At 69.0% G+C, this 14333-nt stretch carries 14 protein-coding genes; 9 read left to right on the top strand and 5 right to left on the bottom strand.

The annotated features are described in order from the left end of the window. Nucleotides 1-82: 82 nt before the first annotated feature. Nucleotides 83-2128, bottom strand: a complete 2046-nt coding sequence (locus OG594_RS36020; protein WP_266444503.1) for a flotillin family protein — start codon at nt 2126-2128, stop codon at nt 83-85. Nucleotides 2129-2191: 63 nt separating this feature from the next. Beyond that, the gene (locus tag OG594_RS36015; RefSeq protein WP_252310247.1) at nt 2192-2797 is read right to left on the bottom strand and encodes a hypothetical protein; all 606 of its coding nucleotides are present in this window, start codon (nt 2795-2797) and stop codon (nt 2192-2194) included. A 203-nt stretch (nt 2798-3000) separates the two neighbouring features. Here OG594_RS36015 and OG594_RS36010 point away from each other — a divergent pair, with 203 nt between their 5' ends. Together OG594_RS36010 and OG594_RS36005 are read left to right on the top strand one after the other, a co-directional pair. Then, nucleotides 3001-4494 (top strand): FAD-dependent monooxygenase, encoded by a 1494-nt coding sequence (locus tag OG594_RS36010; protein WP_266606550.1) that lies wholly within the window; start codon nt 3001-3003, stop codon nt 4492-4494. A 34-nt stretch (nt 4495-4528) separates the two neighbouring features. Further along, nucleotides 4529-5119: a TetR/AcrR family transcriptional regulator gene (locus tag OG594_RS36005; protein ID WP_266606549.1), complete on the top strand. Its 591-nt coding sequence runs from the start codon at nt 4529-4531 to the stop codon at nt 5117-5119. Between the two features lie 205 nt (nt 5120-5324). Here the strand turns inward: OG594_RS36005 and OG594_RS36000 are convergent, their stop codons facing one another. Continuing rightward, nucleotides 5325-6386, bottom strand: coding sequence for a CdaR family transcriptional regulator (locus tag OG594_RS36000; protein ID WP_266606548.1), 1062 nt, complete (start codon nt 6384-6386; stop codon nt 5325-5327). Between the two features lie 373 nt (nt 6387-6759). Here OG594_RS36000 and OG594_RS35995 point away from each other — a divergent pair, with 373 nt between their 5' ends. The 3 genes from OG594_RS35995 (at nt 6760) to OG594_RS35985 (ending at nt 8174) form a co-directional block, all read left to right on the top strand. Beyond that, nucleotides 6760-7011, top strand: a complete 252-nt coding sequence (locus OG594_RS35995; RefSeq protein WP_252310243.1) for a hypothetical protein — start codon at nt 6760-6762, stop codon at nt 7009-7011. A 193-nt stretch (nt 7012-7204) separates the two neighbouring features. Further along, the gene (locus OG594_RS35990; RefSeq protein ID WP_266606547.1) at nt 7205-7669 is read left to right on the top strand and encodes a hypothetical protein; all 465 of its coding nucleotides are present in this window, start codon (nt 7205-7207) and stop codon (nt 7667-7669) included. Nucleotides 7670-7703: 34 nt separating this feature from the next. Next, nucleotides 7704-8174, top strand: a complete 471-nt coding sequence (locus OG594_RS35985) for a hypothetical protein (protein ID WP_266606546.1) — start codon at nt 7704-7706, stop codon at nt 8172-8174. Nucleotides 8175-8456: 282 nt separating this feature from the next. On the opposite strand, the gene OG594_RS35980 is transcribed toward OG594_RS35985, so the two are convergent. Then, nucleotides 8457-9443, bottom strand: a complete 987-nt coding sequence (locus OG594_RS35980) for a hypothetical protein (RefSeq protein ID WP_266606545.1) — start codon at nt 9441-9443, stop codon at nt 8457-8459. A 136-nt stretch (nt 9444-9579) separates the two neighbouring features. On the opposite strand from OG594_RS35980, the gene OG594_RS35975 reads away from it, so the two are divergent. The 3 genes from OG594_RS35975 (at nt 9580) to OG594_RS35965 (ending at nt 12783) form a co-directional block, all read left to right on the top strand. Continuing rightward, nucleotides 9580-10407, top strand: coding sequence for a DUF4142 domain-containing protein (locus OG594_RS35975; protein WP_266606544.1), 828 nt, complete (start codon nt 9580-9582; stop codon nt 10405-10407). Between the two features lie 682 nt (nt 10408-11089). After that, nucleotides 11090-12289: a molybdopterin-dependent oxidoreductase gene (locus OG594_RS35970; protein WP_266606706.1), complete on the top strand. Its 1200-nt coding sequence runs from the start codon at nt 11090-11092 to the stop codon at nt 12287-12289. Continuing rightward, nucleotides 12286-12783: a hypothetical protein gene (locus OG594_RS35965; protein WP_266444480.1), complete on the top strand. Its 498-nt coding sequence runs from the start codon at nt 12286-12288 to the stop codon at nt 12781-12783. The genes OG594_RS35970 and OG594_RS35965 overlap by 4 nt, the downstream gene beginning before the upstream one ends. Here OG594_RS35965 and OG594_RS35960 read toward each other — a convergent pair. Beyond that, nucleotides 12753-13409, bottom strand: a complete 657-nt coding sequence (locus OG594_RS35960) for a bifunctional 2-polyprenyl-6-hydroxyphenol methylase/3-demethylubiquinol 3-O-methyltransferase UbiG (protein ID WP_252310234.1) — start codon at nt 13407-13409, stop codon at nt 12753-12755. The two genes, OG594_RS35965 and OG594_RS35960, sit on opposite strands and share 31 nt — an antisense overlap. 465 nt (nt 13410-13874) lie before the next feature. Here OG594_RS35960 and OG594_RS35955 point away from each other — a divergent pair, with 465 nt between their 5' ends. After that, the gene (locus OG594_RS35955) at nt 13875-14054 is read left to right on the top strand and encodes a hypothetical protein (protein WP_266606543.1); all 180 of its coding nucleotides are present in this window, start codon (nt 13875-13877) and stop codon (nt 14052-14054) included. Nucleotides 14055-14333: the final 279 nt, after the last annotated feature.

The following is a 14333-nucleotide window of genomic DNA, read 5'->3' as shown; positions in this document are numbered from 1 at the left end:
CCCTCGTATGCAAAGTGGTGCTCTTCCGGAGCCGCCGACCCCTCCGCGGCGGCTCCGGAACGTGACCGCACCCCCGTGGCGGTCAGCTCTTGGCGGTGCCGTTCAGGCCGGCGAGTGCGGTCACCGGCATGTCGGCCAGGCCCAGCTGCCGGGCTTTGGCCATCAGCTCGTCCAGCTGCCCCGATCCGGTCGGCATGAGCTTCATCAGCAGGGCCGAGACGGTCAGGTTCTGCACGTCGGACGTGGACACCGAGCCCAGTGCCTTCGTGAGGTCTTCCGTGAAGGAGCCGGAGCCGTCCAGCCAGGGCCCGGCCAGGGTCTGGGCGGTCTGGGAGTTGTCCATGAACCCGTCCACGGCCCGGCCCATCGACATCGCTCCGACGATGCGGTCGAAGAACGCCGACTCGCCGCCGATGATGCTGATGTCGGCGCTTTCCAGCCCGGTCGCCAGGACGGTTGCCTGGGCTTCTGCGACCTGGCGCTGCATGTCCAGCCCGGCGAGCCGGATCTCCTTCTCCGCCTCCAGCCGCAACCGGTACTCCTCGTGGCCGCGCGAGGCCTCGTCGAGCGCGGCCATGGCCGCCGCCTTCTCGGTCAGGCCTTCCGCCTCCGCCTTCAGCTTCTCGCCGATGGCGGTCGCCTCGGCGAGTGCCATCTCGCGGGCGCCGTCGGCCTCCGCCTTGAGCCGCGCCGTCGTGGCTCCGGCCTCGGCCCGGCCAGCCTTCTCGATCGCGTCCGCTTCCTTCTCCCGTACGGCGACGGCGGCCAGGCCCTCGGCGGCGGCCTCCGCCTGGATGCCCTCCGCGAGGCGGATCTTGGCGCGGGCGTCGAGATCGGCGGTCTTGTTGCGGGCCTCGGCGAGGGTGAGTTCCTCGGCCGCCCGGTGCACAGCCGCCTGCTCGGCCGCTTCCGCCGCCTTGATGTCCTTGACCAGCTTCTCCTGGGCCTGCGCCTCGGCGGCGATGACGACGGCCTGCCGCTCCCGCTCGGCCTCCTCCACCGTCCGCAGCCGCTTGATGGACTCCTCCTGCTCGGCGACCGTACGGTCCACCGCGATCCGCTCCCGCACGACCTCGGCGATGTCCCGCTTCTCGGTCTCGACCTCCTTGTCGGCAGCGATCCTTGTCAGCTGCGTCTCCCGCTCCCGCGCGATGACCTCCAGCAGACGGTCCTTCTCGATCCGCTCGTTCTCGATGGCGATGACCCGCTCGCGGTTCTTCTGCGCGACGGCCACCTCGCGAGCCTGGTTCTCGCGCTGGATGCCGAGCTGCTCCTCCGTCTTGAGGAAGGCGCTCTGCGCCCGCAGCCGCTCCTCCTCCACCACTCGCGCGGTCTCCGCTTCCTCCCGCGCCCGCACCGTCTCGATCTCGCGGCGCTGTTTGATCTCCGCGTCCGCCTGGCGGCGCTCCAGCTCCAGGATCGCCTCGCGGGCGTCGACGTTCTGGCGGGTGAGTTCCTTCTGCTCGTGCTGGCGGAACTCGTTGGTACGCACGCTCTCGACGGCCGTCAGCTCGGTGATCTTCCGGATGCCCTGGGCATCCAGGATGTTGCCGGCGTCCAGCTGGGCGAGGGGGGTCTGCTCCAGATAGTCGATCGCCGCATCCTCCAGGCTGTAGCCGTTCAGATCGGTGCCGATGATGTGGATGATCCGGTCGCGCAGTTCGTTGCGCATCGTGTAGAGGTCGGTGAAGTCGAGCTGCTTGCCGACCGTCTTGAGCGCCTCGGAGAACTTCGCGTTGAACAGCTCCTGCAGGGTCGCCTTGTCCGAGGCCCGCTGGGTGCCGATGGCCTGGGCGACCTTGATGACGTCCTCGACGGTCTTGTTGACGCGGACGAAGAACGAGATGCGGATGTCGGCGCGGATGTTGTCCTTGCAGATCAGACCGTCGCGGCCGGTCCGGGAGATCTCGATGGTCTTCACCGAGATGTCCATGATCTCGGCCTTGTGCAGTACGGGCAGCACGACCTGACCGGTGAAGGTCACATCGACCTTCCGCATCTTGGAGACGATCAGGGCCTTGCCCTGCTCGACCTTGCGGAACAACCGGGTCACCACGAGCAGAGCCGCGATCACGAGGACGAGAACGACGATGACGAGCGTGCCAAGGCCCAAAGAGATGGCATCCATGAGGAGTCCCCACGTGAGAAGTCGAAGCTGAGAAGCCCGGGAAGGCTGAGAAAGAGCGGCGGATCAGCCGCGCGGGTCGAGCGCCGCATCGAAGGGCGCGACCCAGAAGAACTCGCCTGCGTCGTCGTACGCGTAAAGCAGCGCGGTGCTGCCGAGCGTGAGCGGGTCGCTGCCGTGCTGGCGTACCTGGACGATCGAAGTGGCGCCGTCCCCTGCCGCGACCTCGGCCTGGCCGAAGACCGCGTCCACCCGCCCCGTGCGAATAACGCAGGTCAGACCGACGAAGTCCAGCCGGGACGGACCGGGTTCGTCGGGAAAGAGCTTGGCCAGGGGCCGTACGACGTGTCGGGTCACGCGCCAGGACACGAAGACCGAAGCGAACAGCAGTGCGACGCCGAGGAAATGGACCAGCGCGCCGGGCCACCCTGTACGGGCAAGGAGCACGGAGCCGGTGAGGCTCGTGAACCAGGCCAGGCCGATCAGCAGCGAGGCCGACACCGTGACGGGCACACCGCCGATGCCGAGAGCACTGCTGCCGGAATCGGCACCGACACCGTCGTGATCCGCGGCCCCGCACAGCACGAGCAGCCAGAACCCGAAGACAACGACCAGGGCGGCCGTGAACGGCACGGTGGGGAAGCCCAGAACGGCCCTGATGAACTCGTCCACGCCTCCCCCTCCCTTCAGGCACCCGGCATCAGGTGCGTGGGCCCGTCCGGCCCCGGCCCATCCTGCCCCGACGGGAGCCCGCCGCACATTGCCGATCACCGGCAGTCTTTACGCCGCTTTGACGCCGATCGCAGGGTGGTGCGGGCGACAGGAGCTGACGTTACTGTCTAACTTAAGTTAGTGACTAACGAGAGGTGGCTGTCATGCCCACGATGACCGTTGTGATCGCCGGTGCCGGGCCGACCGGACTGGCGACGGCCTGCGGACTACGCGCGGCGGGAGTCTGCGTCCGGGTGCTGGACAAGGCGCCTGGACCGGCTCCGACCTCGCGGGCCCTGGGCCTTCAGCCTCGCGGGGCAGAGGTGCTCGACCGTCTCGGGGCGCTTGGCGACCTGCCCGAGCGGTCGGTGCGCATCGCCCACGTCACCACGTACGTGGACGGCAGGCCCCTGGCCAGACTCCCCGTGGGACAGCCCACGAAGCTGGTGACCAGGCCCGGCCTGCTCATGTCCCAGGCCGAGGTCGAGGCCCGGCTCCGGGACCGCCTGGCCGAACTCGGTGTCGAAGTCGAATGGGGCCGCGAGCTGCTGGGGGTGCGCCAAGGCTCGGACCGGGTCGTCCTCCGCCTTGGCGACGCTGAGGAGCGGGCCGACTGGCTGGTGGGGTGCGACGGCGCGCACAGCCGCGTACGCAAGGCCGCCGGGATCGGTTTCCCCGGCGTGCCCGTCGTCGAACGCTTCCTGCTGGCCGATGTCACGGCACGTCTGCCGATCCCCAGGGACACGGTCGCGGTCTGGCTGCGCGGAGACGCGATGCTGGGGGCGTTTCCGCTTCCGGGGGAGAACGTGTGGCGCCTGATGGCGCCCGCAGCGGCCGGATCCGCCGCGGACCCGATGGAGACGCTGACGAAGCTGCTCCTGCACGAGGCCGGCATTCCCGGCACCGCCGTGCGCGAGGTCCTCTGGACCTCCACGTTCCGGATTCACCGGCGCCTCGCCTCGTCATACCGCCAGGGCAGGATCCTGCTCGCCGGCGACGCCGCGCACATCCACAGCCCCTTCGGCGGCCAGGGCATGAACACCGGCCTCGGCGATGCGGAGAACCTGGCCTGGAAGCTTGCCCTGGTCGCCTCAGGGCGGTCCGGCGACGGCCTGCTCGACACATACGAGGCCGAACGCAAGCCCATCGCACGCGAGGTACTCGCATCCACGACCGCCATGACCGGCGTGGTCCTCGGACAGACCACGTGGGCGCGGGCCTTGCGTGATCACGTCTTCGTCCCCCTGCTCAACCGGCCCGCAGTCCAACGCCGGCTCTGGGAGAAGTCCTCCCAGCTGACCCTGACCTACCGCAAAGGCCCGCTCGGTACCGGCCGTCAGCGCCCCGGCTCCGCCCCGCGCCCGGGCGACCGCGTACCCGACCTCGCCTGCACCCGCCAGGACGGCACACCCACCCGCCTGTACGAGGAACTGCGCACGGGCTGGGCCCTGCTCACGCCCAGAGCGGCACCCGCGGCCCAGGGAGCCGTCGCCCTGCGGCACCTCGGCGTCGGCGGCCTGACCGCGCTCACCCTGCCGGGAAGCCGACAGCACAGCCTGCTGGTACGACCGGACGCCCACCTGGCCTGGCACGGAACATCGCCGGCCGCCCTGGACAGGGCACTGGCACGCATACTCGGGAACGGCACAATGCAGTGAGCGAGCACCGAGAACGCCCGGAGGCAGCAGGCCCATGAGTACGTCCCCCACGCCGGCTCCCGGACTGCGTGAACGGAAGAAGGCGCAGACCCGCCGGACGATCCAGGAACAGGCGCTGCGCCTGTTCCTGGACCAGGGCTACCAGAACACCACCGTCGAGGAGATCTCGGCCGCGGCCGGAGTCTCCCACATGACGTTCTTCCGGCACTTCCCCACCAAGGAAGCCGTCGTGGAGTCCGACGACTACGACCCGCTGATCGCCCGGCTCATCGAGGAGCGACCGCCTCACGAGGACAGCCTCACCGCCGTCTGCAACGCCCTCAGCCAGGGCCTGGAGACGGTGTACGCCACTGGCAAGGACGCCCTGCTCATCCGCACCAGGCTCATCTTCGAGACACCGGCCCTGCGCGCCCGTACCTGGGACAACCAGTACGCCACGCAGCGGCTGTTCGCCGAGGCTCTCAGGTCACGCAACCCCGCCGAGAGCGACCTCTCCACCCGGGTCGTGGCGGCGGCCGCCCTCGGCGCCGTGACAACGGCCCTCGCCGCCTGGGTCCAAAGCGATGGCGCCCTCGACCTCCCCGCCCTGGCCGACGAGGCGTTCCGTGCCTTGCGCCCATCCTGACGGGTACCAGCCCGTGCGGCCGTGCCCCGCGTGCAGCACGGCCCGACGCTGCCAGGAAGCACCTCACCCACCAGTGCGGCGGTGGCTGCGCCCGCGAGCAGCGCCCCCGCTGGTCGCAGTCGGCGAAGTCATCTACCGACCGGCGCTGTCAGGGTGCCTCGCCCTCCGTACGACCGGGAATGGCCAGCTCGGTCGACGGCCGCTGTCACGCCACCGTATCCGGCCAGCCCAGTAGGCGAGCGCCGATCACCGCGGTCTGCAGGGTGTAGCGGTTGTGCGGATCCGCCGGGTCGGCTGCGGTGAGGGTGTGGATGCGCTCCAACCGGTAGGTGAGCGCGCGCACGCTCAGCGAAAGCCGCCGCGCCGCCTCGGTCGCCACGCAGCCGCTGTCGAAGTACGCGGTGAGCGTGTCCAAGAGCGGCTGGGCACCGCCCCGGGCCTGCCGCAGCGGGCCGAGGACACTCTCCACCAGTTCGGCCATGGCCTGCCGGTCCCGGGTCAGGACCGGATAGACCAGCAGGTCGGCCGAGTGCAGCACTGGCCCCTCCAGACCCATCCGCTCCGCGAGATCGAGAGCGTTGAGCGCCTCCTCGTACGCGTGCACGACGCCGCCCGCACCGGAGTGTGACCGGCTTATCGCGACGCGTCCGCCGTCCGTGGCCGCGTACGCCTGCTTGGCGAAATAGGCCAGGACGTCCGGCTGGTCACCGGGAGCCACGCAAATCAGCCTGCCGTCCTTCGTGGTCAGAAGGATCTGCCGGTTGCCGAACCGGGCCAGGACGGTCTCCTCGATCCCGCGGGCCACGGGGTAGCCGTCGCCGTACGGCTCGGACCCCTCGGCGACCGCCACCGCGTGGGCCTGCGAAAGCCGCAGCCCGAACCGCTCGGCCCGCTCCGCCAGCCGGCCCAGGTCACTGCGACCGTACAGCAGGTCGTCGACGAACTCCCGGCGCGCGGCCTCCTCCTGCCGCACCGCCTGGTGCTGCGCCCTCTCGTACCCCTCGGCGAAAGCATCCACCGCCTGTTCGACGGCGGCCAGCAGCGGACCCACCGACCCGGACGGCAACCGCGGATGCACCTCCCGCGCTGCCGCCAGATGGTCCCGAATCAGGCCACGCAGCGCCAGTCCCGCGTCCGCCGCCCGGGCACCCTGAGCCCTCCGTGACTCCAACTCGTCGCGGGTGAGCCGACGCCCCGTGGCGCAGGCGTCGAGCAGAATCTCAGCGCACCCCACCACGTGCTCTGTTGGCGCTGCCGCCTCGGCCATGTCGCTCCCCCGATCTCACGCCTGTTGACGCGCCTTTGACGCAGGGACCAGGGTGACACGCGCTGAGCGGGGCGCCGCCATCGGCATCAGGATGACGTAAAAGCTGCCGGTCACCGGCAATGCGCCGCCGCACACGGAACGGGCAGGATCAGATCACGAGAGGAGAGCAACACCGCCCGGATGCCGGATGGCGGAAGCGGGGAGGATCTGGGCTGGTGGCGGATTTCGCACAGGTGATGGCGCGGCACACGGGTGGCGGTCTCAGATCCACACCCCAAGTGTGCTCGCCAGGACAGGGGTCGCCTGCGACAGCAGAGATATCCGTGCCGAACCCCCTCCAGATCGCTCAACCAGTCGACAAGGGATCCAGCAAATGCGTTACGACGACGAACCCGTCTTCAGGCGAAGCAAGTGGGGGACGAACCGCTACTACTACAACCCCAATAATCCCATCGGGCTGGCGCTCATCGTGATCACCCTGGTCTTCACCGCCACGATGGTGATCCTCATTGTCAACCGGGCCGGCCCCTTCAAACGGGAGACCGCCAACACGCCGTGGAGCCCACCGCTATACACCCACTCCTGGCCGCCGCCTTCCAGCGCTCCGACGCCCTGGCCCACATAACGCGCAAAGCAACCGTGAAGAACCGCGCCAGGGAGCCGATCAGCTGCGGTGGCGCCCCGCTCGAGAGGGCCGGCTTCCGCCGTGTACGTGCACCAGAGGCGGCGAGCCTCTGCGAGAAGGGCCAAGCCGAACATCCTCCCTGAGAGGGCGGCCCCATGGAGACCAGCACCTCGCACGACATCAGGGAGGAGCATTGAAGACCGAGCCCGTGTTCGTACGGCACGAGCGCACCAAACAGTACGTGTACAATCCGCGCAGCCGTTTGGGCCGCGCCCTCATCGTCCTCACGCCGATCGTCGCGAGCAGTGTTCTGTACTCGCTGTACAGCGGCTGGCACTGGAGCGAGGGCGAGCTTCGTACGGCCGTCCACCGAGCCGCTGACGCCCTGAACGCCAAACCCCAGTACGCGAGCCCCGAAGCACCCCAGGACTACCTGATCCGCAACGCCATCGAGGAGAGCCGCACGGGACCCGGCCATGGAGTGAGCGTGTACGGGGACGGCCCCGCCGGTTACACGATCTCCACGCAGGACACCGATACGAAGTTCTGCATGCGCCTGCTCCTGACCCCGGTCGACCCCGACAAACCCTTCCCTGCCGCCCTCGAACGCCATCATGTGATCGCGACCGCCACAGAGGGCCCATGCCGACGCCCATGACGTTGAGCACCGCCGACGACCTGGAGGAGGGCCGTTGAGCGAGGACCCCGTCTTCGCGCGGAGTGCATGGGGGACGAACCGGTATGTGTACAACCACCGCAACCCGGTCGGTCTCGCGCTCATCGTCATCGCGCCGATCGTCGCCATCTGCGCGATGATCGGGCTCCGGAACAGCTCCCGGTGGAGCGAGGGCGAACTACGCACGGCCGTTCACCAAGGTGCCGAGGACCTGAACGGGAGCACGCAGTACGTAAGCCCCGACATGCACTTGGGAACCCTGATCAGGGACGCTGTGGAGGACAGCGGTACGGGGCCCGGCCTGGGCCTTGACGTCTCCCAGGCCCTTGTCGAGGACGATGGCCACGACTACACGATCTCGACCGAGGACACCAACACGAAGTACTGCATACGCGTCACCATGGCCCGAGTCGATCCGAACAGCCGCTTCCCGTTCATCCGCCAGGACCACCACCTCACGGCCAAGGCAACCGAAGGCTCCTGCTGAGAGGTCCACTCAGGATCGTCCAGGGTGTGGCGTGCGCAAACGTGACCTTGGTTTACCGCTCGGAGCGGACCTGGACAGCGGCCGGACACGTCCTTCTCCTGCTGCTACCAGGGCGAGACACGCGGCCACGACGGAGAGCGCAGCGAGGGCAGCGAAGAGGTAGGGGTACCCGCCGAGTGAGGCCGCGAGAGCCATACTTGCCCAGGAAGCCAGGGCTGCTGCGATGTGGACGGGTACGCGCAGGAGTCCGGAGAGGCCGCCGTAATGGGTGGTGCCCAGCGGTCAGAGCTCGACTTCTCGGTACGCGCTGAGTGCGCTGCGTTCGACTTTGGCGAGCAGTCCCTGCTGGGTCTGTTCATCCATCTTCCGTTCCTGGGCCCACTCACGAGCCATGTCGACACCTTGTGTACGCAGCCGGTCGAAGCGCTCCTCCTGGGAGGCATTTTTCAGATTCTGAAGCCATGCCGCCGTGAGATGGGCGGCCCGGGGGTCCTGAGCGCTCTTGGGGGAGGCCTGTCCGTCCAGCAGGGTGTCCACGACAGCCGTGCGCCACACCCGTACCTGCCTCTTGTCCTTGCCGTGGGTGACCGCGTCGGCGATTCCATCGAGGATGCCGAGTGCTCGTGCGCTCTCCGTCGGTGGAACGCTGAGGCTGTAGTTCGCAGCGTCGGCGGGGACCGCCGCGAGCCGCTGCGCCGTGGTCCGGGTCTCCGTCATGCGCAGCAATGCGTAGGCCTCGGGGTCCTGCGCGACAGCGCGGACGATGCCCCTGAGGGTGTCGGGAAGGACGGTGAGGTGGTGGGTGCCGTCGGACTGCCACGGCGGGGCCTGGGGTGCGGCCTTGGCCAGGAAGTCGGTGATGCCGATACCGCCGAGCATCTCGTGCAGATCGGGTGCGTAGTCGGCCAGAGCGGTGGCGAGAGGGACACGCAGGGCGGGATCCAGGGTGAGTTTCGCTGGATCTTCGGAACCGAGGACGACGAGGACGTCCTTCAGCGCCTGGGCCTGAGCCTGGGTGTGACGGCCAGGCGCGTTCCCGGCCGATGCGTTCACTATGGCCTCGGCAAGAGCTGCGCAGCTCGTGCCCGGGCTAACGGCCGCGCCCACTGACTTCTGCACACGTTCGTCCCCGGCCAGGCCATTGCACGGTTCAGCGGCTCCCCTGCCGAGCAGCAGCCATGCCCCGACGCCTCCCAGCAGAGCCAGACATAGCCCGAGCACGATGAATGCCTTGGCTGGTGTCGTGCGGCTGGAAGTCTCCTGTGGCATGGCTGCCTTCCTGTGGGGGTGTCAGTTAGTGGTTTCGGTCAGATACTTGTGCGTGGTGTTGCTCCCTCGGTCGTGACCGTCGAGGATGCAGGATTCGCGCCGAGCAGGGCCGCGAGAGGGGCCGGGATGCTATCCGGTGGCCGCCGCCCACCTCCCATTTTTGCGCATCATCGCCAAATCAATTCGTTTGCCTAGAGCAAAGGTTAGCGTGGCCGTGCCCAAAACTTCCGGGCACCACAGCGCCGGTGCCGGCACCGGCGAACCGTCGTGCACTCCAGGAGGCATGATGAAATCTCATGCACGCAGCACCCGCCCCCCGTCCCGTCGTCGCCGTGGCCGCCTGACCGCCGCGGCAGTCGCCTTCGTGGCGGTCATCGCCACTGCAACCGCATGGCTCGCACTCAAGAACAGCTCAGCCGACGAGTCGGTCTCCGCTAACCTCCCGACGGCGGCCTCCGGTCTGACAGCACCTCAGGCGGCCAGCACCGACGCAGTCACCGAACTGGACAAAACCTTCCTCACCAAAGTCCGACAGGCCGGACTGTGGGAGATACCGGCCGGCCGCCTCGCCCAGACAAACGCATCGAGCGAAGCGATCAAACGGGCCGGCTTGCATTTGCTCGAGGGACACAGCAAGCTCGACCAACTGGTTCGCGAGGACTCCCAGGCACTCCAAGTGCCCATCCCCGACCTGGCGACAGCCGAACAGCAAGCTTGGGTTGACCAGTTGCGAAAAGCCCGAGGCAGCGACTTCGACCAACTCTTCGTGGACCTGCTCCGGGCTTCCCACGGCAAGGTGTTCATTACCATCGGCGAGGTTCGCGCATCCACCAAAAACTCCGTGGTACGACGGCTCGCAGCCCAAGCCAACACCACCGTCCAGGACCACATGGATGTGCTGGAGGACACCGGCCTCGTCACTGACGCCATCTTGGACGATGTCGCCTCCACCATTCCCAAGTAACGACCACCGCCTGCGCCGAGAGGCCTCTCGACTTCCCATCGCGCCTCCGAGCGACGTGCGGGTGCCTCAGTTGTCGATCAGTACTCCCAAGTCGACGGGGTCGGCCTCAAACCCACCGCGTACGTGGCAGCATCCACGGACAGCAGTGCACGCGCGATCGGCCATCTCAGGTCCTTGCCGACCGACAGTGACCTCCTTGCCCGGTATGACTTTTTTCCTTTCGTTCGGATGCACAGATGGATGGAGCGACCGCCCGAGTCAGTTTTCGGGCCCCGCGCAATGCCGAGATCCCTGCACGCTCGCAGGACCATTCGAATGTGCACGAACGAACAGCCCTGGCGTGTCGTCGGTGCGGGGTTAGCTGCGGTGCGGCATGTTCTCTCCGAAGACCGATCTCTCACAGACGAGATGGTCCGGGTCTATGCGGAGGTGCCCGATGGGTGCGAGCGGCGTCGGACACGAGCCGCCGGATGACGTGCCACCCCCGGCTGTCGGAGGGACGGAAGACGCCAATGCACCCGCCGCGGCTCGAGCTTCGCCCGGCAAGACTCCGGGAACCGCGCATCCGGACGTCGAGACATCAGGGCCTGGTCCGCTGGCGCGGCCGGGCAAGGCCGTACGTTCGCCTGCGCGGGCGGGGCCGCCCCCGGGGCCGGCCCGTCCGGAGTTCTGGCGCAGCCCGCTGCGCGGTCCGCGGCTGACCTCGCTCTTCGGGCTGGTCCTGTTGTTCGGGATCACGGTGCTCTTCGTGACGGGCCTGCTGTCGTACGCGGCGTACAACCCCGATCTCGCGGCGGTCAACGACCAGACACCGAACAAGGGGTGGCTCGGCTTCTACCTGTTCTCGTGGCCGACTTCCCCGTACTGGCTCTACCGGCTCACCCAGGGCGTCCACGTGACGCTGGGCATCGTCCTCGTGCCCGTCCTGCTGGCGAAGCTGTGGTCGGTCATCCCGAAGCTGTTCGAGTGGCCACCGATCCGCTCGATCAGCCACGCACTCGACCGCCTGTCGCTGCTCCTGCTGGTCGGCGGCGCCGGCTTCGAGTTCGTCACCGGCATCCTCAACATCCAGCTCCACTACATCTTCCCCGGCTCCTTCTACACCCTGCACTTCTACGGGGCCTGGGTCTTCATCGGCGCCTTCGTCGTCCACGTGGCCTTCCGGCTGCCCAGAGCCCTGCGGGCCGTACGGCCGCGACGCGGGGAACCTGCGGCGGGTAGCGAGGAAGCGTTCGGGCTGGTCGCGCCGAGACCCGCGGCGCCGACCATCTCCCGCCGGGGCGCCATGGCCATGGTGGGGCTCGGTTCGGTGGCGCTGCTGGTGGTCACGGCGGGGCAGAGCATCGGCGGATGGTGGCGGCGGACCGCGCTGCTGGCCCCTCACGGCCGGGACCCGGGTTCGGGCCCGAACGGGTTCCAGATCAACAAGACCGCTGCCTCGGTCGGCATCCGGCCCAGCGACGTCGGCCCCGCGTGGCGGCTGACCGTACGCGGCCCGGGGCGTCAGGTCGACCTGACGTACGAGCAGCTCCTCGCGATGACCCAGCACGAGTCGGCCCTGCCCATCGCCTGCGTGGAGGGCTGGTCCACCACCGACCAGCGGTGGGGCGGGGTCCGGCTCACCGATCTGGCCGCACTCGTCGGGCTGGGTGTGAACACGCCCGAGGTCCTCGTCGAGTCGGTGCAGCGTGGCGGCTCGTTCCGCTCGGCCGTGCTCAGCGACCACCAGGTCCGTGACAGCCGCTCGTTGCTGGCCGTCCGCGTCAACGGGGCGATCCTCTCCGCCGACCACGGCTACCCGGCGCGGGCCATCGTCGCGGGGGCTCCGGGGGTCCACAACACCAAATGGGTCACCCGCCTCACCTTCGGAGAGCCCGCATGAGTGCCCCGACCGCGTTCCGGCGCCGCTACGGCGCCTCCCCCCTGCACCTGCTCCTCGTCCTCGTCTCCTTCGCCCTCGCGCTCTACGCCGGTCTGCGTCTGTTCGAGGGGGACGCGGTCGGCGTGGCCGTGTGGTTCGTCGGGGCGGCCCTCCTGCACGATCTCGTACTCCTCCCCCTGTACTCGCTGACCGACCGGGCCGTACAGGCCCTGTTCACCCCGAGCCCCGACGACGGTCGGCCCGCGCGGCGGGTAAGCGTGAACTACGTCCGCGTACCCGCGTTCGTCTCCGGCGTCCTGCTGCTGGTCTGGTGGCCGCTGGTCTTCCGCCAGGTCGGCCACTACACCGCCGCGACCGCCCTCCCCGCGGACGGCTTCCTGGCCAGGTGGCTGCTGATCACCGCGGCGCTGTTCGCGGCCTCGGCCGCGGTCCTGTTCGTACGGACCTGGCGCTGGAGCCGGGCTCAACGGCAGGCGCGCAGCGCGACGAAGTGACGGCCTCCGGAACTCTTCCAGCGCTCGGCCTCGGCCCATCCCGAAGAGGCAGCGTGTCGGCTCAGCGCCGCAGTGCCGACCGTGGCCCACGGGAAGACGCTGCTCACGGGCCGGCTTCCTGCATGAATGCGGACGCGGCGACGTTCGTCCACGTCCCCGGCAGCGGTCTCCACCAGGAGGATGCCTTCCTCGCGCACAAGGTCCCGGACCCGGCGCAGCAGCCGCTGCGGGTCACCGCCGATACCGATGTTCCCGTCGATCAGCAGCGCCGTCCCCCACCGGCCCTCGTCGGGGAGGGGTTCGAAGACTGACCGGCTCAGGGCGGAGCCACCCCGGCGCACGGTCGTGATCACGGCGGATGGACAGACATCGATGCCGAGGACGTGGTGACCCCGTCCCGCCAGTGCCTCGACCAGCCGGCCAGCACCGCACCCGATGTCCAGCACCCGGCCGACGCAGCGCTGCAGCACCGTGGCGTCGCCCGCATCCGCCTGGGCGGACCACCGCTCCAGGTCCAGTGAGAGGCACCAGCCCTGCGCGTCGCACAGGGACAGGGCTCGCTGCGGAGTCTGGAGCGCCCGCGCGTAGGAGCCGCTGCTCCAGGCGCGGTGTTCGTGAGCGGTCATACCCCATGTCTCGCCGCACGCCGTGCCGGTGGTGCGCTCGGGACTGCGGATTCCCCCGGACGGCCCCTCACCGCGAACCGCCGGGTATGCGCGGCCGGCCCGGGCTCGGCCGGCCATCTGGCCAGGCATTCCAGGGCAGGGTCTTCACTGTCAGCGCAGCCTCGACAGCCATTTCCACTGGGACGGACGGTCGTGCTCCAGGCCCGCATCATGCCCACGCCCGGTTCGCACCGCGGGCTCCGTCTCCGTCCTCGCCGACAACGGAGGCGGGCGACCTCGTGGCCAACTCCTTCATAGGCCTCAATCCCCGGCAAACCGGCGAACCGACTCCGCGAAGCTCCACGTCGGCCACGGCGTCCCGCTCGACCCGGAATGCGTACGACGCTGGACGGAACGGGAGCAACGATGCCTGTCCGGCCGGGCAGCTCATGGCCGCCCCTGTTCCTCCCTGCCAGGAGACGCGCCATGCCCCGACCCTCCCCCACCGGGTCGGTGGTGTCGCCTCTGGGTGCATTCGGAACAATCCTGGCCGCAGCAGGCACGTTCCTGTACTTGCACCCCGGCCCCGGCCTGCTGCCGCCCGCCCTGGGCGCACTCGTCCTGGCGGTCTCGGTCGCGGTCTGGTTCTTCTCCCGGCAGCACTGACCTCTTAGGGCCCTTCGGCGACCTGAGCGCCAGCCTCGAAGAAGGCCCACGCATTACCGCCCGGATACCGCCCCCCATTTCCATGGTTCGGCATCCGGGCGGTAGTGCGTTCCCCCGTGCCCTGATCCTGCCGCGTTCCGCGCCCACACACACTGCCGGTGACCGGCAGTCTTTACGCGCTCCTGATGCCGATGACGGAAGCGCTCGCGGAACGTGACACTCCGGTGCCCGCGTCAAGGAAGCGTCATGGGCGCGTCAGGACTGGGGGAAGTGCGTGAC

Origin of the sequence: Streptomyces sp. NBC_01214, from assembly GCF_026340975.1 — a bacterium.
Classification (GTDB): domain Bacteria; phylum Actinomycetota; class Actinomycetes; order Streptomycetales; family Streptomycetaceae; genus Streptomyces.
This window is presented reverse-complemented; position numbering and strand designations above follow the sequence as displayed.